General features: G+C 46.3%; 21 protein-coding genes. 8 read left to right on the forward strand and 13 right to left on the reverse strand.

What is annotated here, in order from left to right:
- Nucleotides 1-100 precede the first annotated feature (100 nt).
- From JJU34_RS19785 to JJU34_RS19815, 7 genes are all read left to right on the forward strand, one after another.
- Complete coding sequence (locus tag JJU34_RS19785) at nt 101-1,096, forward strand: sugar kinase (RefSeq protein ID WP_228694153.1); 996 nt, start codon at nt 101-103, stop codon at nt 1,094-1,096.
- 142 nt (nt 1,097-1,238) lie between these two features.
- Nucleotides 1,239-2,249, forward strand: a complete 1,011-nt coding sequence (locus JJU34_RS19790; RefSeq protein WP_228694154.1) for a TRAP transporter substrate-binding protein — start codon at nt 1,239-1,241, stop codon at nt 2,247-2,249.
- 5 nt (nt 2,250-2,254) lie between these two features.
- Nucleotides 2,255-2,743, forward strand: a complete 489-nt coding sequence (locus JJU34_RS19795; protein ID WP_228694155.1) for a TRAP transporter small permease — start codon at nt 2,255-2,257, stop codon at nt 2,741-2,743.
- Nucleotides 2,744-2,748: 5 nt separating this feature from the next.
- Entirely contained in the window at nt 2,749-4,044 is a 1,296-nt protein-coding gene (locus JJU34_RS19800; protein ID WP_228694156.1) for a TRAP transporter large permease subunit, read from the forward strand.
- Nucleotides 4,045-4,339: 295 nt separating this feature from the next.
- On the forward strand, nt 4,340-5,296 hold the full coding sequence (locus JJU34_RS19805) for an aldo/keto reductase (RefSeq protein ID WP_228694157.1): 957 nt from the start codon (nt 4,340-4,342) through the stop codon (nt 5,294-5,296).
- 95 nt (nt 5,297-5,391) lie between these two features.
- Entirely contained in the window at nt 5,392-6,813 is a 1,422-nt protein-coding gene (locus JJU34_RS19810; protein WP_228694158.1) for a Glu/Leu/Phe/Val dehydrogenase, read from the forward strand.
- 12 nt (nt 6,814-6,825) lie between these two features.
- Nucleotides 6,826-8,178, forward strand: coding sequence for a D-arabinono-1,4-lactone oxidase (locus JJU34_RS19815; RefSeq protein WP_228694159.1), 1,353 nt, complete (start codon nt 6,826-6,828; stop codon nt 8,176-8,178).
- Nucleotides 8,179-8,273: 95 nt separating this feature from the next.
- On the opposite strand, the gene JJU34_RS19820 is transcribed toward JJU34_RS19815, so the two are convergent.
- The 4 genes from JJU34_RS19820 to JJU34_RS19835 form a co-directional block, all read right to left on the reverse strand.
- On the reverse strand, nt 8,274-9,647 hold the full coding sequence (locus JJU34_RS19820; RefSeq protein ID WP_228694160.1) for a Gfo/Idh/MocA family oxidoreductase: 1,374 nt from the start codon (nt 9,645-9,647) through the stop codon (nt 8,274-8,276).
- A 256-nt stretch (nt 9,648-9,903) separates the two neighbouring features.
- Nucleotides 9,904-10,566 carry a bifunctional 4-hydroxy-2-oxoglutarate aldolase/2-dehydro-3-deoxy-phosphogluconate aldolase gene (gene eda / locus JJU34_RS19825; RefSeq protein ID WP_228694161.1) on the reverse strand — a complete coding sequence of 221 codons (663 nt, stop codon included), beginning with the start codon at nt 10,564-10,566 and terminating at the stop codon, nt 9,904-9,906.
- A 75-nt stretch (nt 10,567-10,641) separates the two neighbouring features.
- Nucleotides 10,642-11,097 carry a YhcH/YjgK/YiaL family protein gene (locus JJU34_RS19830; protein WP_228694162.1) on the reverse strand — a complete coding sequence of 152 codons (456 nt, stop codon included), beginning with the start codon at nt 11,095-11,097 and terminating at the stop codon, nt 10,642-10,644.
- Between the two features lie 47 nt (nt 11,098-11,144).
- Complete coding sequence (locus tag JJU34_RS19835; RefSeq protein WP_228694163.1) at nt 11,145-12,170, reverse strand: sugar kinase; 1,026 nt, start codon at nt 12,168-12,170, stop codon at nt 11,145-11,147.
- Nucleotides 12,171-12,701: 531 nt separating this feature from the next.
- Between JJU34_RS19835 and JJU34_RS19840 the strand changes: the two genes are divergently transcribed.
- The gene (locus JJU34_RS19840) at nt 12,702-13,892 is read left to right on the forward strand and encodes a glycoside hydrolase family 18 protein (protein WP_228694164.1); all 1,191 of its coding nucleotides are present in this window, start codon (nt 12,702-12,704) and stop codon (nt 13,890-13,892) included.
- A 60-nt stretch (nt 13,893-13,952) separates the two neighbouring features.
- Here JJU34_RS19840 and JJU34_RS19845 read toward each other — a convergent pair whose 3' ends face one another.
- The 9 genes from JJU34_RS19845 to JJU34_RS19885 form a co-directional block, all read right to left on the reverse strand.
- Entirely contained in the window at nt 13,953-14,147 is a 195-nt protein-coding gene (locus JJU34_RS19845; RefSeq protein WP_010852279.1) for a cold-shock protein, read from the reverse strand.
- Nucleotides 14,148-14,286: 139 nt separating this feature from the next.
- Nucleotides 14,287-15,321, reverse strand: coding sequence for an aspartate--ammonia ligase (gene asnA, locus JJU34_RS19850; RefSeq protein WP_228694165.1), 1,035 nt, complete (start codon nt 15,319-15,321; stop codon nt 14,287-14,289).
- A 102-nt stretch (nt 15,322-15,423) separates the two neighbouring features.
- Complete coding sequence (locus JJU34_RS19855) at nt 15,424-16,566, reverse strand: lactonase family protein (protein ID WP_228694166.1); 1,143 nt, start codon at nt 16,564-16,566, stop codon at nt 15,424-15,426.
- Nucleotides 16,563-16,943 (reverse strand): monovalent cation/H(+) antiporter subunit G, encoded by a 381-nt coding sequence (gene mnhG / locus JJU34_RS19860; protein ID WP_228694167.1) that lies wholly within the window; start codon nt 16,941-16,943, stop codon nt 16,563-16,565. The genes JJU34_RS19855 and mnhG overlap by 4 nt, the downstream gene beginning before the upstream one ends.
- Nucleotides 16,936-17,211: a cation:proton antiporter gene (locus tag JJU34_RS19865; protein ID WP_228694168.1), complete on the reverse strand. Its 276-nt coding sequence runs from the start codon at nt 17,209-17,211 to the stop codon at nt 16,936-16,938. Before JJU34_RS19865 ends, mnhG begins: the two co-directional genes overlap by 8 nt.
- A complete protein-coding gene (locus tag JJU34_RS19870; RefSeq protein WP_228694169.1) occupies nt 17,208-17,687 on the reverse strand; it encodes a Na+/H+ antiporter subunit E in 480 nt (159 codons plus the stop codon). Before JJU34_RS19870 ends, JJU34_RS19865 begins: the two co-directional genes overlap by 4 nt.
- A gap of 10 nt (nt 17,688-17,697) precedes the next feature.
- Nucleotides 17,698-19,212 carry a proton-conducting transporter membrane subunit gene (locus tag JJU34_RS19875; protein ID WP_228694170.1) on the reverse strand — a complete coding sequence of 505 codons (1,515 nt, stop codon included), beginning with the start codon at nt 19,210-19,212 and terminating at the stop codon, nt 17,698-17,700.
- On the reverse strand, nt 19,209-19,562 hold the full coding sequence (locus JJU34_RS19880) for a Na+/H+ antiporter subunit C (RefSeq protein ID WP_228694171.1): 354 nt from the start codon (nt 19,560-19,562) through the stop codon (nt 19,209-19,211). The genes JJU34_RS19875 and JJU34_RS19880 overlap by 4 nt, the downstream gene beginning before the upstream one ends.
- A 3-nt stretch (nt 19,563-19,565) precedes the next feature.
- A complete protein-coding gene (locus JJU34_RS19885; protein ID WP_228694172.1) occupies nt 19,566-19,976 on the reverse strand; it encodes a Na+/H+ antiporter subunit B in 411 nt (136 codons plus the stop codon).
- Nucleotides 19,977-19,978: the final 2 nt, after the last annotated feature.

Below are 19,978 nucleotides of genomic sequence, written 5' to 3' on the forward strand. Positions count from 1 at the left end.
TCGATTGCACAATTTAGGAATAATTCGTAGAAATAAGGTTTCCTGAAGGCTTTTTTTTCGACCGGGTTGGCCCGATTAATACCCTAACCAGATGGTACAGATGACCAAACGAATCATCACGCTCGGAGAAGTCATGATGCGGCTTTCTACGCCGGGACACGAGCGCTTTATCCAAACGCATGATTATGAGGTTCAATACGGAGGCGCAGAAGCAAACGTGGCTGCCTCGCTGGCCTACTGGGATCAGTCCGTTGCCCATGTATGCGCATTTCCAAACCACGACATCGGCAAGGCGGGCATACGCTACCTTCGTTCGGCGGGCATCGACACCTCATTTGTATTTCTCCGTGAAGGCAGAATGGGCCTGTATTTTTTTGAAAACGGCTCAATGCACCGCTCTTCCAAAATAATTTATGATAGATTCTATTCTGCGTTTTCGTTGTTCGATGGAGCGGAGGTGGACTGGGCGAGTGTGTTTGACGGGGCAGATTGGTTCCATTGGACTGGCATAACGCCAGCTATCTCCGCCGCAACGGCCAAGCTTTGCCTCAGTGCAGTGCAGGCCGCCCGGCAATACGATGTCAAGATCAGTGGTGATATCAATTACCGCCGAAATCTCTGGCAATATGGCAAGTCTCCCCTCGACGTGATGCCTGAACTGATCAGACATACCGATGTGATTATCGCTGGTTTAACCGATCTGGAAAACTGCCTGGGTATACAGGAGACAGATTATGTGCAGGCCTGTGTGGAAGCACAGCGACAGTACCCGACGATACAATACATTTCTACTACTCAGCGGGAGTCACTCGGTTCTTCCCATAATATCCTGTCCGGTGTATTGTGGAACGGTCGGGAGTTGGTCAGCAGTAGATCCTTTGATATGCCAAGTATAGTGGATAGAGTGGGGGGAGGAGACGCATTTATGGCCGGATTGATCTACGGGCTGCTTTATAAGGACGATGCAGAAGCATTGAACTATGCCGTGGCTGCGTCAGTACTCAAGCATTCTATTCCCGGCGATGCCAATTTTGTGACCGTCGAAGAAGTGGAACATCTGGTGAAAGGAGAAAATGTGGGCAAGTTACTGCGTTGACCTTCAAAGAAATAGCTTATTTTATGAGTAAATCTTGGTTCCGATCCTGTAAAAAAATGCTATTTAGACATGAATTTAGGCAGTAATTTTATTGATTTGTATTTCACCCAAATAAATAAGCGGAAATTAAGTTTACCCAAACATGACAAAGCGTTCTTTTAACAATTTACCCCGAATACCTCGCATCTTGGTCGGGCTTAGCCTTGGGCTGGTCTTTCTGTTGGGATCCTGCTCCAAGCCAGGAGGAGTCCGCATCCTTAAATTAGGCCATGGCCTCGATACCAGCCACCCCGTTCATGCCGCCATGATTTTTATGGCCGAACGGGTGGAAGAAAAGTCCGACGGGGCAGTCAAAATACAGGTCTACCCCAATCAGCAATTGGGTTCTGAGCGGGAACTCGTAGAGCTCCTGCAGATAGGCAGCTTGGCCATGACGAAGGTTTCCACAGCGGCCATGGAAGGGTTTGCGCCGGAAATCAAAGTGCTAAGTCAACCCTACCTATTCCGGGACGACGAGCATCAGTTGAAGGTATTGCAAGGGCCGATTGGCAAGGATCTGCTGGCCGCAGGAGAAAAATATTGGTTTAAAGGTCTTTGCTTTTACGATGCTGGTAAGCGGAGTTTTTATACCAAGGCCAAGCCGGTAGAAAATCCAGAGGATATCAAAGGCCTGAAGATTAGAGTAATGGAAAGCCCAACGGCTGTCCGGTTGATTCAAAGCTTTGGTGGTTCACCTACACCGGTGTCATTTGGGGAACTGTATACAGCGCTTCAGCAGGGTATCGTGGATGGTGCTGAAAACAATCCGCCCAGTTTGCTGACCTCCCGGCATTACGAAGTGTGTAAATTCTATAGCCTCAACGAACATACTGCCGTTCCGGACATGATGATTGTCAGCACCAAAGTTTGGGAAAGGCTGAGTGATCAGGAAAAGCAGTGGCTTCAGGAAGCTGCCGACGAATCGGCCACCTACCAGTACAAGCTTTGGGCGGAGTCGGTGGAAGAATCTATGCGCATCCTCCAAGAAGCGGGTGTTGAGGTTTCCTATCCTGACAAAGAACCTTTCCGCAAGGCGGTTGAAAGTGTATACGAGGCGTTGAAGGTGAATGACCCCGAGATGTATGAGCTGGTAGAAAAAATCCGAAGTTATTGAATCGTATGGAAAAGTTAAAAAGCAATATCGACCGAGTCGTATCTGTGATGCTGATCGTCATCATGGGGGTTATGGTATTCAATGTGACCTGGCAGGTGCTTTCGCGCTATGTGTTTCAGTCTCCTAGTTCCTACACCGATGAGCTATCAAGGTACCTGCTAGTATGGCTAGGCATGTTGGGGGCTGCCTATGTCGCGGGTAAAAACGAACACTTGGCCATCGATATCTATCCACAAAAATTACACGGTGTTGCAAAGCAGCGTTTGATGGTTTTTATTCACCTGGTTATAGTAGCCTTTGTAGTTCCCGTGATGATTTTAGGTGGGGGAAATCTGGTGTATATCACCTATACACTCCAGCAGAAATCAGCAACTTTGGGTCTTCCATTGGCCTACGTGTATGTGATCATACCCATCAGTGGTTTGTTGGTGCTGTTTTACCAAATCGTGGAAATTCGAAAAATCCTTATTCACCCCATTACCCAAAATAGCTAAATTTCATGGAATATATCAGTGTTGTCATACTTGTCTTAAGCTTTATCACTTTGATGGCTTTGGGGGTGCCGGTAGCATGGAGCTTGGGCCTTTCCAGTTTTCTTACGTTGACCGTGACCATTGCCACGGTTCCTTCTGCCACCACCATCGCTCAGCGTATGGGTACGGGATTGGACAGTTTTTCGCTGTTGGCCATTCCGTTTTTTATTCTTGCCGGAGAAATTATGAACAAGGGAGGTATTGCGAATCGCTTGATTGATTTGGCGAAAGCGATTACGGGGCGTCTTCCGGGTGGTCTTTTGTATGTAAATGTGATTGCCTCTATGCTTTTTGGTGCCATTGCGGGTTCTGCAGTAGCAGCGGCTTCTGCGATTGGCGGTATTTTGGGGCCCCGCATGGAAAAAGAGGGCTATCCTCGGGAGTTGGGGGCAGCGGTAAACATCACCTCCTCCACCACAGGTTTGATCATTCCTCCATCCAATGTGTTGATCGTTTACTCATTGGCTAGCGGCGGAGTTTCCATTGCGGCCCTGTTTGTGGCAGGTTACATTCCCGGTATTTTGATCGGTTTGCTGTTGATGGGTACTGCGGCTGTTTTTATCAAGAAGCACAACCTCAAGCACGGCGAAGTGACTCCCCTCAAAGAGCTGGTGAAGAAGTTTTTGGATGCCCTGCCTAGTTTGTTTTTGCTTGTGGTAGTAATCGGTGGTATTGTGGTGGGAGTATTTACTGCTACTGAGGCTTCTGCCATCGCTGTGGTCTATACCATCATCCTATCGTTTATCTATAGAGAAATCAGCCTAAAGGATCTCCCCAAAATTTTGTTGAAATCTTCGGAGACTACCTCGATCGTGATGCTGCTGATCGCCACCTCTATGAGTATGTCTTGGGCCATGTCCAGTGAAAATATTCCCCAGTCCATTAGTGCCAGTTTGTTGGCTCTCAGCGAGAATAAGTTTGTGATATTGATTATTATCAATTTAATCCTGTTGTTTGTCGGGACCTTTATGGATATGACGCCCGCAGTATTGATTTTTACCCCCATCTTTTTACCTGCCGTTGTTTCCTTGGGCATAGATCCAGTGCATTTTGGCATTATGATGGTGCTCAACCTATGTATCGGAGTTTGTACGCCGCCAGTAGGTTCTGTACTCTTTGTTGGTGTGGGTGTGGCTAAGACCAGTATTGCAAAGGTGTTTTTGCCCTTGCTGCCGTTTTTTATCACAATGATAGTAGGGCTATTGATCATCACGCTGTTTCCACAGCTTACGCTTTGGTTGCCCCGCTTGTTTGGTCTCTAGCGATCAGATAGTATTTATTTCATTTTAAAAAATCCTGTACATAGCAGGATTTTTTAGTTTTAAATAGAATAGCGATGTAAACGGCGAAAGATTCTATTTCTTTTGCGCCTTTTTTCGTATCTTCATAAAACCAAAAAAGAGCCTACTACCAGTCGGTTGGAGGTGTTGACCTAAAACCATGGGCTCCTTTTTACGTTCGTTAAAAATAGGTTTGCATCTCGGATCGGATCGTTCGGGTATTTTCTGCTATAACATTACATCTAAACATACACCAACCAATTACACCAACACATTTATGAATCAATTGACCTTTTCGAATGGGGATACAATGCCAGCTATAGGCCTGGGTACGTGGAAATCTGCACCTGGTGAAGTATTCCAGGCAGTACTTTGGGCATTGCAGGCAGGATACCGCCATTTAGACTGTGCGGCCGTGTATCAAAACGAAAAAGAGGTGGGAGATGCGCTGACGAAGGCCTTTGCCGATGGCATCGTAAGGCGAGAAGAAATCTTTATCACGTCAAAATTGTGGAATAATGCTCATTTAGAGGGCGAAGTAGCCGGTGGATTGGACCGCACATTGGCTGATCTCCAGTTAGACTACGTGGATTTATATCTGATTCACTGGCCCGTGGCCCTCAAATCTCACGTTTTGTTTCCCAAGCAGGGCGATGATTATCTTTCCTATGAAGAAGCGTCTCTTTCCGGCACATGGAAAGGAATGGTAAATCAAAAGATCTCCGGGCGCGCACGCCATATAGGGGTGTCTAATTTTAATATCGCCAAACTGACAGAAATACTGGATTCTTCAGATGTTAGGCCCGAAATGAACCAAATCGAATCGCACCCCTATCTGCGCCAGGACGAACTGGTGAGTTTTTGCAAGGAGCGTGGCATCCTACTTACGGCGTATTCACCGTTGGGTTCAGCAGACCGCCCAAAGGCGAGGAGGAGAGAAGACGACCCGGTTCTGTTAGAGGATCAAGCAGTTGCCGAGATTGCCAGGAACCACGGTGTAAGCCCGGCCCAAGTATTGATTGCGTACGCGCTTCACCGGGGTATGGCAGTGATCCCCAAATCTGTAAATCAGGCGCGGATTACGCAGAACTTTGCGGCGCAGGAGGTTATACTTGATGCAGAGGAACTGAGGCAACTAAACAGCCTATCTGTGCAGTTTAGGTTCGTGGATGGCACCTTTTTTACCGAAGTTCCAGGTAGCCCTTACGCACAGTCCGACCTTTGGGAACAGTAAAGCCCTTTTTGGATGCTATTTCAAGCATTCTCCTTTTGGCTTTTCACTCTTTTAATGGATAATAAAATCACTCTTTCACTCAAACAATACCAACTATGTCAGAAGCAAATGAAGCGTACAGTTTATTCGACGATGTGTGCATGGCCGTGGACAGTGCTGCTGCGCACATGGATATTCACCCCGGACTGCTAGAGCAGATAAAGGCCTGCAACGCTATCTTTAAATTCAGTTTTCCCATTCGAAACGACGACGGTACCTACCAGGTCTTGAAAGGCTATCGCATACAGCATTCCCATCACAAGCTCCCGGTCAAAGGAGGGATACGGTACAGCAGTTATGTAAATGAAGAGGAAGTAAAAGGGCTAGCTGCCTTGATGACCTATAAATGTGCACTGGTAAATATTCCCTTCGGAGGTGCAAAGGGTGGTGTAAGCATCGACCCTACCAAATACAACGTTAGTCAGCTTGAGCGAATCACGCGACGGTATACTTCGGAATTGATCAAAAAAAATTTTATTGGTCCGGCCATTGATGTGCCTGCCCCGGATTATGGAACGGGTGCCAGAGAGATGTCCTGGATCGTGGATACCTTTGAGGCATTTAACCCGAATGTAATCAATGCAAAGGGCTGCGTAACTGGTAAGCCGCTCTCCCAGCATGGAATCGATGGGCGCACGGAGGCAACAGGTATGGGTGTATTCTTTGGCATCAGGGAGGCAGTCAGCGTAAAAGAGGATATGGATGCACTCGGACTGACGACAGGTCTGAAGGGTAAAAAGGTAATTGTCCAGGGATTGGGAAATGTGGGTTACCATTCTGCCAAGTACCTGTCTGAGGCAGGAGCATTGATTACCGGAGTAGCGGAATACAATGGTGGTATCTACGACGAGGATGGAATTGACGTGGAAGCACTTAAAGCCTACCAACTGGAAAATAAAGGCTTTAAAGGGTATACCAAAGGAGAATTCATTGCAGATGCCAAGTCCCTTTTAACCTATCCCTGTGACATCTTGGTTCCAGCAGCACTGGAAAATCAGATCACCGGAGAAAATGCCAGCGAAATCAAAGCGAAAATCATTGGTGAGGCAGCCAATGGGCCGGTGACCCAGGAAGCTGAGAAGATATTGGCAGAAAAGCAGGTGATGATTATCCCAGATATGTACCTAAATGCTGGAGGTGTGACAGTTTCCTATTTTGAGTGGCTGAAGAACCTTTCTAGGGTTTCTTTCGGGAAATTGGAAAAGCGGTATGACATGAAGAAATATGACGCGCTCTTGGACAGCATTGAAAATGCGACTGGTGATCGGTTTACGCAGGGTCAAAGAGACATTATCGTAAAAGGCGCCAGTGAACGGGACTTAGTGGTTTCCGGCTTGGAAGAGACCATGGTGACCGCCTATCATGAGATGAATAAAACCCGCAAAGAGAAAAATATACAAAGTCTCCGAACAGCAGGATTTATTCTTGCGCTTGAGCGAATTGCCGTCAGTTACATGGATTTGGGTATTTTCCCCTAAAAGCGATGATGGATGAAGAAAAGAGCTTTCTTGAAAACCTCCGGCCTACTGTTGGCCGGAAACAGCTTTCTTCCGATGGTGTCTTGTAGCGGTGGGAAACACCAAGTTTCCAGGGAAAATTGGGCGGGAAACCTCGTTTACTCTGCCTCTGGGCTGGAAAGACCGGGCGGCGTTTCCGAAGTTCGAAAAGTGCTCAGTAAACAGAACCATCTTCGTGTATTGGGAACTAGGCATTCCTTTAACACCATAGCGGACACCCCGCACCGTCAGATTTCTCTGGATGCGATGGATGATCTCATCGAGATTTCAGCGGCTGATAGGACGGTATCTGTAAATGGATCCACTCAATATGGGGTGTTGGCCTCTACACTTCATGAGGCGGGTTTTGCACTGCACAATTTGGCATCCCTGCCTCATATTTCTGTGGCGGGTGCTTGTGCAACCGGAACCCACGGGTCGGGTGATAAAAATGGGAACCTGCCTTCTGTAGTCGTTGGGATGGATCTGATTACCGCCAACGGTGATGTAGTACAGGTTTCCGAAGAAAGGGATGGTGACCGTTTTCACGGAATGGTTGTGCATCTGGGAGCGCTAGGTGTGGTTCACCGTGTGACATTGAAGATTGAACCGACTTTCGATGTGTGTCAGTTTGTGTACGAAGATTTACCCTTGCATTCTCTCAGCGACCACTTTGAAGAGATTTTTTCGAGTGGGTATAGTGTGAGTTTATTTACCGATTGGCAAGGACACCGGATCAATCAACTTTGGTTAAAAATGCGGATTCATGGTATGCAGATCCCACGGGTAGCGGAAGACTTTTATGGTGCAACGCTCGCTCAAAATCATCTACACCCTATCCGCGAAATTTCTCCGGTAAACTGCACCGAACAGATGGGACTTCCTGGGCCTTGGCACCTGCGCCTTCCACATTTTAAAATGGAGTTTACTCCATCAAGCGGTGCGGAGTTGCAGTCCGAGTATTTTGTCCCTAGGGAACGGGCAGTGGAAGCCATTCATGCACTATATGAAATGGGTGCCGAAATATATCCGCATCTCCTGATTTCTGAAGTCAGATCCATTGCCGCGGATCAACTCTGGATGAGTCCTTCTTACGGGAGAGACAGCATTGCGTTACATTTTACTTGGAAGCCGGATTGGGCGAGTGTTCAAAAGCTTTTGCCGAAAATTGAAAGTAGGTTGAAGCCCTTTGGGGTGCGCCCTCATTGGGGGAAGCTCTTTACTCTCCAGGCATCGGATTTGGAAGCCCAATACGAACGGATAGGTGATTTTCGGGACCTTATACGGGAGTATGATCCAAAGGGTAAGTTCAAAAACGACTTTATAGCCAACCATTTGTCTATATAGAGAAGCATTGGCAGGATGCTAAGATCGCTTGCTAAAAGAAAAAAGGGTTGGTACGTTATGTGCCAACCCTTTGGTTTTTAAACGGGATGCTTCCCTCATACCAGATACTTTCGGTAAAGTGCGCCCCAAGGCTCCCTCATCTGCCGATGTAAAAATTGATTGGCGGCAAAATTGTTCGGAAAGCGCTCCGCCACCGGATCCCAATCCAGGTCTTGGTTCAGCATCATGGCGATATTCCCTAAGTGTGAAATGGTAATGGACCGATGGCCTACCTCACAGGGTGCTATGGTTTCTTTTCTAGAAATGACACAATCGATAAAGTTTCGATAATGATTTTCGCTTTTGTAAAGATTGATTTCTTCCGGGCCAATGATAGTTTCGTCGATTTTCTCCGGAGTGACTTTATAATTTCCCCTCGTTACCCAAGCCTTGCCTTCCGAACCGACAAACGTTACCCCTTGTTCGGCTTCATTGGAAACAATGAGTTTGACACCGTTTTCATAGAGGCATTCAAAGTAAAACTCCGTCGCCGTATTCCAAACGGGATGATCTGACCATACAGAAGATGGGTTCTGAATCTTTACAGGCCCGGTATGGTCCATTCCCAGGCCCCACTGGGCAATGTCCGGATGATGACCACCCCAATCAGTCACCATTCCGCCCGAGTAATCAAGTACCCATCGGTAGTTGACGTGGGTTCTGGCAGGAGAGTAAGGAGCTTCTGGTGCCGGTCCAAGCCAGGTATCGTAATCAAAGTCTTTGGGAACGGGAACAGTCTCGGTTAGATGGCCGGTCTTACCAAAGTCGGGAGTACCGCCTGGCAAACCACAGATGACAGTTTGAAGCTTTCCAATGCGGCCATTTCTGACCAGTTCACATACCCGCCGGAATTCCTTGCCGGAGCGTTGCTGACTTCCCGTTTGAAAGATAACACCGTATTTTTTGACCGCATCCGACATCGCTCTGCCTTCTCCTATGGTAAGTGTCAGAGGTTTTTGGCAGTAGATGTCTTTTTTATTTGCCGCTGCCATCAATACGGGTATGGCATGCCAGTGGTCGGGGGTCACCACTTCTACTGCATCGATATTTTTGGCTTCCACAATTTCTCGGAAGTCCAGAAAACCCTTCGCTGATCGGAATTTTTTACCGTGTTTTTCGCTGTAGTAATCATCTACCATTTTCATGATAAATTCCCTACCCGCTACCCTACCGTTCCAATATCCGGAACTTTCCTTATTGATGTCGCAGATACTGGTAATCTGCACCCGTGGATCGTCCAAAAAGCCGCGAACATCGTTTCCAGCTTGGTTTCCAGCTCCGATAAAGGCCAGGTTAATCCGGTCAGATGGTGCTACAAATCCATTCTTTCCCAGTGCGGAACCGGGAATGATGGTGGGTATTGCCAATGCACTGGCTGTTAGCATTCCCAATTGCTTGACAAAAGTCCTACGAGGGGTGGTTGGGTTCATATGTGTATGGAATTGAGTAGTTTTTGAACATCCAATGTACTTATTTTCTCTCAAAAGTAGCCCATGGATGATTCTAAAAAAGCGCATTTCTACCCAATCTGTAGTTGAGAAGAAGCGAATACGAGGTGTTCAGTACTTGTAGTTTTTCAATCACCCCATTTAGAGTCTGTTCTTCTTGATGCTTTCTAAGCGCTGAAATACAAAAAGAGGTCCCGCTTAGGACCTCTTTTCTGTATTGACAAACGTCTTGGACAATTTAGCCTTTTATTTCTTTGATGGTTTCAATGGCTTGTTTGGTCATCTCTTGGATTTTGGCATAGTTTTTTGCTTCCAAAAGTGGTTTGCTTATCAGCTTACTGCCCATACCTACCGCGCATACGCCAGCTTTAAACCAAGACTCCAGGTTATCTCTGTCCAAGGATACCCCGCCAGTGGGCATAAATAGCAGGTCAGGGAATAGTGCCTTGATAGATGACAGAAATCCTGGCCCTAAGAGATCTCCAGGAAATAGCTTGATCAGCTTTGCTCCTAAATTTTCAGCAGCAATGATCTCGGAGGGAGTCATACAGCCAGGAACCCAAAGCATTCCATGGTCATCCACTACCTTCGCTACTTCCGGTATGGTACCAGGACAGATGATGTAATCTGCTCCAGCCTCGATGTAGGTCTTCGCTTGCTGCGCGTTTTTGATGGTTCCAATACCGAGATATAAACCCTTCATTTCCCGATCACGGAGTTCCTTCATTTTCTTAAAATTCTCTAATGCTGCTGGTCCCCGATTGGTGTATTCCACCATACGTATACCGGATGCGTACAGCGCCTTTAGGACTTCCAGACTCACTTCTGGGTCTTTGTCGAAGTACAGCGGCAGGATGCCTTGCTCAGGCAGCATTTTTAACAGGTCTTCTTTTAGTGCCATAATATAAGGTTTTTGCGCCTCCGCCATGAAAGCAGGGCAAATGACGAACCGACTAGGTTTCTATAGCCCTTAAGGCTACTGTTTAACTTTAATTACCAACTTACTCACCGTACCCTCTCCAATCATCGGGGCATGCACGTCCTCTGGAAAAAGAATAGCAAATTGCCCCTCGCCGAGCTGAAAATACATATCAGGCTGGTCGTTGTAATAACTGACATCTTTCTCAGGATTGTACTCGCCTTTCAACGAAACACAGGCCTGCCTTGGCTTCCAGCCAATGGTTTCTGATCCCATGACACACAGCTGTATATCAATGTTTTTGTCATGGCATTCAAATTTCGCCAAGGATTCCGATTCCGTTTTCAGCGGAGCATCCACGAATGTGATAGCTTTTAAGCTGTCCCCAGAGATGTCCGATTTGCCCGGAGTCAGGTTGTTCAGGTCTTGGGAAAAGATGTATTCAAACGCCTGTTTGAATAGAGGATGCACCGCGTAGTAGCGGGAAGCATTGGACAATGAATCAATGATCATAGGAGAAAGGCGATTGCAGTGAATAAATGGTTGATTGCTGAAAGCACTTATCGCTGTACCCGTCCGCTGGCATCCCCTTCCATGAGTACTTTTACTTCGCTCAGGGTAGCGTGGTTCATGTCGCCTGGGAAGGTGTGTTTCAAAGCAGAAGCCGCCACGGCAAATTCCGTCGCATCGCTCATCTTCATACCGGAAACCAATCCATAAATCAAACCGCTAGCAAAGGAATCTCCGCCACCTACTCGGTCCACGATTCGGATATCGTATTTTTTGGAATGGTAAAATTCTGATCCATCGTATACAAGAGCGCTCCATCCGTTATCCGATGCACTGTAGCTTTCGCGAAGGGTAGACGCAATGTATTTGAAGTTAAACTTCTCTTTCATCTGTTTGAATACATCTTTGTAGCCATCCAGGTTCAGTTCTCCTTTTGTGACGTCGGTTTCATTGCTGTGAAACCCAAGGGTCGTTTCAGCGTCTTCTTCGTTACCGATACACACGTCCACGTACTGGCAAAGCTTGGTCATAACTTCGCGGGCTTTTTCTTTGCTCCACAGCTTTTTTCGATAATTCAGATCTATGGAAGTCGTTACGCCTTTTGCTTTTGCGGCCTTCAGTGCTGCTTCGGTAATTGCTGCTGCTTTATCACTCAATGCAGGGGTAATTCCGGTTGTGTGAAACCAAACCGCTCCTTCAAATATCTTGTCAAAGTCAAATTCACTGATATCCATGTCAGCAATGGAGGCATCAGCACGATCATAGACAACCTGTGAGGCCCTCATAGAAGCGCCGGTTTCCAAAAAGTATATACCAAGCCTTTTTCCTCCCCTTGCCACAAACTGGGTGTCCACACCAAACCTTCTAAGGTGATTGATCGCTGACTGTCCAATTGGATTATCCGGAACCTTGGACACGAACGTGCCTTGCAGGCCATAATTACAAAGAGCAGCGGCTACATTAGCCTCTCCACCACCGTAAGTTACATCAAACGTATCTGCTTGTACAAATCTTTTGAAGTCAGGGGTTGATAGACGGAGCATGATTTCACCAAGCGTTACGACTTTCTTTGACATGATTGTTTAGTTAGTTTAATTGAAAATAGTTTTAGCGTTAGATATGTCGACTACCCACACTATCTCAAGAAGATTTGTTGGTAAAAGACAAGAGTCTTATCTTTTGAGAGTGCATGGGCTTAGGTATTGTTAGTGGCCTAGGGCAGGGATTTTTAAAAATATATACCTCCAAAACCCCAGTTTTTTAAGACAAGACTACGGTTTTATTTCCAAAAAACCAAATATCCCTAAGCTCCCTAGTGTATGTGTTTTAGAATCAGATTTTTAGAGACAACTCATTTTGATTCGAGGCAGGTACATGCACTTTCTTACCTCAAGAGAAAGAAATTTATCCCTTGGACCAGAGAGAGTACTCTCCACTTATGCGCAAATTTTTGTACATTCAGCCATAAAATATATTCTTGCTGATGAAATCGAGCACGACGCTGCGACACACAGAGGGATGCCCCGATCGCTATCGAGGAAACCGTGCGAGATTCCATCCCGATAAACCGGGACAAGTTATGACCTTTGAAAAACAATTATAGACATATGAATACAGGTGCTCAGTTTTTAGTGTTCGTCTTCGTGATTCTACTCGCTGCATCCTGCGGAACGAAGGATGGAGTGGTGGAGAGACCTACCGATTCCGGGATAATGGTGATGGCCTATTATTACGCCAGTTGGCGAAATGCGGAGGTGGATGAACTGCCGTATGATAAGTTGACGCATATCATCTACTCCTTTACCGAAGTGATCGATGATGAAATGAAGTTTAAAAACGACTCCTCGGCCTTGGTTCTTAAAAAGCTGGTCGAAAAGAAGTCTGTTTATCCAAATTTACGCGTGATGATAGCCTGTGGGGGATGGGGTGGTTCTGGAGGCTTTTCCGATATGGCTAGAGATCCTGAGAAGCGAAAGCGTTTTGTATCATCGGTAGTGGATTTCCAGCGGGAGTATAAGCTGGATGGCTTGGATATCGATTGGGAATATCCTGGACTACCCGGGATAGGAAACCCCTTTATTCCAGAGGATAAAGAGAATTTTACGTTATTGATGGCTGAGCTTCGGGAGGCTTTAAAAGGGCTAGAGCAACCCCAATTATTGACATTTGCTGCGGCTGGATGGGAGCGTTTCTTTGATCACATCGAATTGGAAGAGGTAATGCGCCATGTGGATTATATGAATCTAATGACCTACGACCTCGCTGGAGGGGGGGACAGGTACACAATGCACCATACAAACTTGGGAAACTTAACCATGGAGGATCTGGAGGGAACTCCTGCTGGAGAGTATCTGAAAGAAAGGGGAGATCCAAGCAGACCCTATTCGGCTCAGAAAATCATTCAGTACTGTACCGACAAAGGAATTGACCCTGGCCAATTGGTAATTGGAGCGGCATTCTATGGCAAGGGCTGGATAGGGGTGCCGCCCATCAACAACGGGCTCTTTCAAGGAAACCGTGGGCCATGGGCAGGGAGGGGTAGTTATGAGGCCATTCGAGAAACGATGGAAGGTAAGGGTGGTTTTGACCGGTATTGGGATGAAAAAGCGCTGGCGCCCTACCTGTATCATCCGATAGACAGTGTATTTATTACCTACGAGGACACCGTTTCCATCCGTCTAAAAACCCGCTTTGCGATGGATGAGGGCTTAGGTGGAATTATGTTCTGGCAATTGGGTAGCGATGCAAAGGAGGATGGATTGGTAGACGCGATCTATCGGGAAAAATCTAAAAAGTGAGTAAAAATAAAAAAAGCGGCTTTTGAGCCGCTTTTTTTAAACTGATTGTCAATGATATGATTAGCTAACCACTTTCACATTCACAGCATTCAGACCTTTTCTTCCTTCTTTGAGGTCGAAAGTAACATCGTCGTCTTCTCTGATTTCATCGATCAAACCGGAGACATGCACAAAGTACTCTTTTGATGACTCGTCATCAATAATAAAACCGAATCCTTTAGACTCATTAAAAAATTTAACTTTTCCTGTGTTCATAATAGTAATATAAATTGATTGTATTAATTGTGATAAAGGTAAGGATTCTTTTTATAAATGAAATACATTATGAGATTAATTTTTCAAAAAAAACCAAATCTCCCAAATATTGCTAGGATATGGCTTTCAAAGGATTCAATTACATGAGAGATATTCCGGCCTCTTTGCACTTCTTTTGTTCCTCTACCGGCCAAATGCCGGATTGAACCTCGCCAATATGCCGTTTTCTCAGTAGAAACATACAAGTTCGTGATTGGCCAATGCCGCCACCAATGCTTTGGGGAAGCTCTCTGTTCAGTAGTTTTTGATGAAAAAACAGACGGGTCCTGTCCAAGGCTCCTACCATACCTAGTTGGCGGGTAAGTGCATCAGCATCCACGCGGATACCCATGGACGAAAGTTCGAAGGATTTTTCCAGTACGGGGTTCCATACGAGAAGGTCTCCGTTAAGTCCTTGGTAACCCTCTTCGTTTTCGCTGCTCCAGTCATCGTAGTCTGGTGCACGCCCATCATGGGGTTCACCGTTACTAAGCTTTCCTCCAATACCAAGTATGAAAACAGCGCCAAGCTCCCGTGCAATCTGATCTTCCCGTTCTTTTGGGGTGAGAGAGGGGTACTTCTGAAGGAGCGTTTCCGCTTCAATAAAGGCAATTTCTTTGGGTAAGCAAGGGGTTAAATCTGCGAATTCCCCAAATAGGATCGACTCCATATCCAAAAATGACTGGTATATGGTCTTTACAGTTGCTTTTAGGTAATCCAGTTTGCGCATAGATGGATCGATGCGCTTTTCCCAATCCCACTGATCTACATACAAGGAATGGATGGGGGAATAGTCCTCATCCGGCCTAAGAGCACGCATATCGGTAATTATTCCCTCTTCGTTTTCAACTTCAAGCTCGGCTAACTGCCACCTTTTCCATTTGGCCAGGGACTGAACCACCACGCCGGATGCATCTTGCTGATTTTTTATGGGGAATCGCACCGGGCGCTCTGTTCCGTTCAGGTCATCGTTAATTCCAGTCCCGTCCATGATGACGAGTGGACAGGAAATCTTAAACAAGTTCAGTTTTTCAGCTAAAATAACCGGAAACTTGGTCTTTATCAGATCGATGGCTTTTTCTGTTTCCCTTCTGTTAAGGATGCTTTTGTAGGTTAACTCGCTCAATGAAGTCATGAATGTTAGAATTGGTATCTAAATGGAAAAGCCCCTTAGGGCTTTCAGATCCCAATAATAAGTAAAAGATAGTTGATTACCAATACGGATTATTCCGATGGTTTAATCGACAAAGGTGATGTAAACCGGCTTATTGACCTCCAGTTTGGTATCCGTAGGGGTGATTTTTCCGGTTTGGGGATCCCTTATGAACACCAACAGCGTATTGCTGTTTTGGTTACCGGCAAGCAAGTAGTTTCCGTCAGGAGTAATATTGAAGTTTCTTGGGGCTATACCTCCGGAGCTGATCGTTTGAACGTGAGTAAGTTTTCCCTCCGTGCCTATTGAAAATACGATTAGCTCATTTGCATCTCCACGATTGGAAGCATATAGGAACGCACCGTCAGGAGAAAGGCGGACTTCCGCAGCGCCTACATTTCCTTCAAATCCCTCCCTTAACAGGGAATGGGTTTCCAAATGACTCAGTTGACCATCCTGATAGGCGTAGACGCCTATGGCGGCGGTGATCTCATGTACGAGGTACAACCGATCACCTGACTGGTTGAATACCATGTGTCTAGGTCCTGCGCCTGGCTCCACGCGAAGGCGCGATACCGCAGACTCCTGTAGGGGAGCCTCGTTTGTGGCATCAAAATCATAAACGACTACTTCATCGGTTCCCAAATCAGCAATTAATACTCTATTCTCACTCGGGTGGAATACGGCAGAATGGACATAAGGCTTCGTTTGCCTGCGCGGATTTACGCTGCTGCCACTATGGTCGATGGTCTGAACCGGATCGGCCAAGCTGCCGTCGGTTTGTACGGGGATTACCGAAAAATTTCCGGCCGAATAATTGCCTACTATCACAAAACGTTCGCTGGGATCCAGCGTGACGTAGCATGGTCCGTTACCGCCTGCTGAAACGGTATTTAGCTTGGTCAGTTTACCCTGTTCCAGTGAAAAGGCGCTTACTTTGCCCCCGGATTCACCTCCGGTTTCTTCTACACTGTATACCCGGTTTTTAGCCTTGTTGATTATTACAAAAGATGGATTCTCCGGCTCTGAGGCGACGTTTTCGATGGCCAGCGAATCTTCCTCCGGGTGGAAGGATACGAGGTAAATACCGTGTTCGGGAGCGTTGGTGTATGAACCCAACAGAAAGCGATAGGATATACTCATGGTTTCGGAGGTGTTTTCTTGGGTTGGACTACCGCAGGCCGCTGCTAACAGCAACAAGCCCACTATTGGGATGTATGGTTTCATTTTGTCTTGGGTTGATTTGGTTTGTCCTCGCTGGAAAGCTTGTGTGTCCTTGCATCGTATTTTCCTTCCAAGTCATCGTATTTTGAGTCAAGCCAAAGCTTTACACCTGTAAAATACGATGCCCGTCCGATCATGTGCGCGCCCACCGGGGCGGTCAGTAGCATAAACAGAATGATTGCCATTACCCTGGAAGTGATGGCGGTGTCGCCGAAATAAAGTGCTGCTGCACCTAAAATCAATCCGATCCCCAAGGTTGCCGCCTTGGTGGTAACGGATATCCTCAGGTAAAGGTCGGGCATTTTGACCACTCCTATGGCTGCGAGTAGGATAAATAAGGCACCGGTAGTACTCAATATATAGATGAAAATCTCATTCATTTTTTTCTCGTTTTTCTAAGTAGTAGGAAAAGGCCACGGTGCCCAAAAAGGCAATTAACGCAAGAATCATGGCAATGTCCAAAAAGGTAGGTTGGTCAGTAAGAATGCTATAAACAGCCATGATACCTATGCCTGTAGTCAGTAGCAAATCCAAGGCCACTACCCGATCAGAAAGCGTGGGCCCCTTGAGAAACCGTATAAAGATGATCACGGTGCAAATCGCCAAACAAGGGAGGATTATATAATATAAGTAGTCGTATATAGTCATCGCAGTATTTCCAGCAGCCTTCTTTCAAAGCCATTTTTAATGTCCTCAATAAATTTATCCCTGTCCTTTACATGCATGGCATGCACATACAGTACTTTCCTGTCATCCGAAACATCGAGACTTAGGGTGCCGGGCGTTAGCGAGATCAAGTTGGCCAACAGGGTGATTTCCAAATCTGTTTTTGCAGACAGGGGTATCTTGATGATCCCCGGAGACATCAGGTGACTCGGTGTGATGACCTCATAGGCCACTTGGATATTAGCCTTTATTAATTCATATAGAAAAAAGAAAATAAATCCTACGGTTTTTGGACCTCGTTTGAAATAGGATTCTTCTCGGCGGTTGGTACTGATCAACCACATGATCACAAAGCTCAGCAGAAAGCCAAATACAAAATTCTGAAAGGTAAAGGTACCCGTTACCGCTAGCCAAATGAAGGAAAGAAGAAGGTTACTCAAAAAACGGGTTTTGATCATGGGAATAAATTTAAGCGTTTTTACCTAAAACTGCATGAATATACGGTTGCGGATTCATCAGCGATTCAGCGACAGCTGCGGCCACCTGAATAATATACTCCGCCCCAAGACCTATGAATAGGGATACGGCACTCAGGAAAACAACGGAGGACACCATGGCCGTTTTCTTTATCGGCTTTAACTCATGGTAGTATTTCACTTCCCTCTTTTTGGGTAGTTCTACACCTTCCTTCCAGAATACTCCTGCCCAAACCTTCGCAATGATTATCAAAGTGAGCAGACTTCCGAGTAGGATAAACCCTACAAGTAGGAGGCTATTTTGCGCTATCCCTCCTTGGATTAGATATACTTTTGCCCAAAAACCGGAAAGGGGCGGGATGCCCACCAGGGAAAACAAGGGAATAGCCATGAGTAACGAGAGTTTTGGGTACTGCTTGTAGAAATCTCCCAGCAGTCGCAAACTGTAGGTGCCCTTGATCTTAAAGATAATCCCACTTACCATAAAGAGGTTTGTCTTGACGATGATATCGTGGGTAAGGTAAAACACCACCCCCAGAATAGCCACCTCGGTATAGATTCCCAACCCTGCCATCATAAATCCGATGTGGCATATGATTAGGTAGCTAAATATTTTCCGAATATTGTTTTGAATCAAAGCGCCTATGCCGCCCGAAAGAATGGTCAGGGCAGCAATGATGCTGATGACGGTAATCAAGAATTCGTCGGGTATGAAAATCAACGTGAATACACGCAGCAGCGCATAGATACCTACTTTGGTAAGTAACCCACCAAAAATCGCCGATATAGCGGGAGGAGGAGTATGATAGGAAGCAGGCAGCCAGAAATACAACGGAAAAATAGCGGATTTAATACCGAAACCAACCAAAAAGAGTACCGCAGTGACATTTACCAACCCGCGGTTTTCGATAGCTGCCACCTTAGCGGAAAGGTCTGCCATGTTCAGACTACCTGTGAGTCCATACAGGATCGCAATGGCCGTCAAAAACACCACAGAGGCAAGGAGGTTCATGGTTACATATTTGATTGCACCTTCTAGCTGCGCTTTTTCTCCGCCAAGTGTTATCAGCACAAAAGAGGAAATGATGATGATTTCAAACCAAACGTACAGGTTGAAGATATCCCCGGCGAGAAAGGCGCCGTTTAGGCCCATCAATAGGAAATGAAATATGGCAAAATATCCGAATCTGACGCGGGCATTGCGGACGCTGCCGACGGAAAACACCGACACACCCAATCCCGAAATGGCCGTTAAGAGCACCATTAGGGCGCTTAGGGAGTCTGCCACGAAGGTAATTCCAAATGGGGCCACCCAATCACCTGCCTGGGTGGTCAATATGCCGTTGTTCAAGACAGATGAAAATAGTACGCCGGCAATGGCCAGCGAAATTACCGACCCCACCACACTGATGAGTTTCTGAAGGTTTTTCTGGTTCCAACAAAACATGAGCAGAACTGCCAGAAAAAGCTGGAAAATGATCGGTAAAACAATGTATGGATTACTCATAGGTCTTCGTCGGTTGCGTTCATTTCATCTAGATCGTCGGTCTTAACCACCTTGTAGGCCCGCTTTACCAGAATGATGGCAAAGGATTGCAAGCCAAAACTGATGACGATTGCGGTAAGAATCAGGGCCTGTGGTAGTGGGTCTGCGTACAGTCCAGATAGCATCTTTTCCGAAGCGTCAATGATTGGAGGACTTCCCTTTACTACCTTTCCCAAAAGAAATATCAACATATTGGCACCATTTCCCAGTAGAATAAGGCCAATAATTAATTTAACAAGGCTCCTTCGCAGGATCATGTAGATCCCCGCCGCATACAACAAACCTATTAAGATCACCAATAATATCTCCATATGTCAGAGTCCTTCAGAAATGGTGAAAATGATGGTCAGCGTAACACCTATAACCACCAAAAATACTCCCGTATCAAAAAAAAGCGCAGACCCAACCAATCCGATGACCGGAGTGGGTTCCTCAAACCAAAGACCGGTCATAAACGGTTGGCCGATTAACCATGGAGATGCACCCGCGAGTAATGCCAAGGACAAGCCTATTGGCATGAGAAAGCCGGGGTGAAACTTGATAATGCTTTTGGTCTTGTCCAGTCCGTTTGCAAAGGAATGGATCACAAAGGCAATGGAAGCAATCAATCCCCCCACGAAGCCTCCACCCGGGAGGTAGTGGCCCCTGAGCAAGATAAACACCGCAAACAACAAAAGCAGCGGCAACAGGTAATTGGATGCAGTCCGGAATATGATGGTTTTCATAC

It is taken from the genome of Lunatimonas sp., assembly GCF_020832325.1.
Lineage (GTDB): Bacteria > Bacteroidota > Bacteroidia > Cytophagales > Cyclobacteriaceae > Lunatimonas.

Excerpts from the sequence above, each read along its gene's own strand:
- JJU34_RS19875 (WP_228694170.1), bottom strand. The coding sequence starts at position 19,212 with ATGAGTAATCCATACATTGTTTTACCGATCATTTTCCAGCTTTTTCTG.
- JJU34_RS19870 (WP_228694169.1), bottom strand. The coding sequence starts at position 17,687 with ATGATCAAAACCCGTTTTTTGAGTAACCTTCTTCTTTCCTTCATTTGG.
- JJU34_RS19885 (WP_228694172.1), bottom strand. The coding sequence starts at position 19,976 with ATGAAAACCATCATATTCCGGACTGCATCCAATTACCTGTTGCCGCTG.
- JJU34_RS19795 (WP_228694155.1), top strand. The coding sequence starts at position 2,255 with ATGGAAAAGTTAAAAAGCAATATCGACCGAGTCGTATCTGTGATGCTG.
- JJU34_RS19810 (WP_228694158.1), top strand. The coding sequence starts at position 5,392 with ATGTCAGAAGCAAATGAAGCGTACAGTTTATTCGACGATGTGTGCATG.
- JJU34_RS19855 (WP_228694166.1), bottom strand. The coding sequence starts at position 16,566 with ATGAAACCATACATCCCAATAGTGGGCTTGTTGCTGTTAGCAGCGGCC.
- JJU34_RS19815 (WP_228694159.1), top strand. The coding sequence starts at position 6,826 with ATGAAGAAAAGAGCTTTCTTGAAAACCTCCGGCCTACTGTTGGCCGGA.
- JJU34_RS19880 (WP_228694171.1), bottom strand. The coding sequence starts at position 19,562 with ATGGAGATATTATTGGTGATCTTAATAGGTTTGTTGTATGCGGCGGGG.
- asnA (WP_228694165.1), bottom strand. The coding sequence starts at position 15,321 with ATGACTTCATTGAGCGAGTTAACCTACAAAAGCATCCTTAACAGAAGG.
- eda (WP_228694161.1), bottom strand. The coding sequence starts at position 10,566 with ATGGCACTAAAAGAAGACCTGTTAAAAATGCTGCCTGAGCAAGGCATC.
- JJU34_RS19835 (WP_228694163.1), bottom strand. The coding sequence starts at position 12,170 with ATGTCAAAGAAAGTCGTAACGCTTGGTGAAATCATGCTCCGTCTATCA.
- JJU34_RS19845 (WP_010852279.1), bottom strand. The coding sequence starts at position 14,147 with ATGAACACAGGAAAAGTTAAATTTTTTAATGAGTCTAAAGGATTCGGT.
- JJU34_RS19820 (WP_228694160.1), bottom strand. The coding sequence starts at position 9,647 with ATGAACCCAACCACCCCTCGTAGGACTTTTGTCAAGCAATTGGGAATG.
- JJU34_RS19790 (WP_228694154.1), top strand. The coding sequence starts at position 1,239 with ATGACAAAGCGTTCTTTTAACAATTTACCCCGAATACCTCGCATCTTG.
- JJU34_RS19800 (WP_228694156.1), top strand. The coding sequence starts at position 2,749 with ATGGAATATATCAGTGTTGTCATACTTGTCTTAAGCTTTATCACTTTG.
- JJU34_RS19865 (WP_228694168.1), bottom strand. The coding sequence starts at position 17,211 with ATGACTATATACGACTACTTATATTATATAATCCTCCCTTGTTTGGCG.
- JJU34_RS19830 (WP_228694162.1), bottom strand. The coding sequence starts at position 11,097 with ATGATCATTGATTCATTGTCCAATGCTTCCCGCTACTACGCGGTGCAT.
- mnhG (WP_228694167.1), bottom strand. The coding sequence starts at position 16,943 with ATGAATGAGATTTTCATCTATATATTGAGTACTACCGGTGCCTTATTT.
- JJU34_RS19840 (WP_228694164.1), top strand. The coding sequence starts at position 12,702 with ATGAATACAGGTGCTCAGTTTTTAGTGTTCGTCTTCGTGATTCTACTC.
- JJU34_RS19785 (WP_228694153.1), top strand. The coding sequence starts at position 101 with ATGACCAAACGAATCATCACGCTCGGAGAAGTCATGATGCGGCTTTCT.
- JJU34_RS19805 (WP_228694157.1), top strand. The coding sequence starts at position 4,340 with ATGAATCAATTGACCTTTTCGAATGGGGATACAATGCCAGCTATAGGC.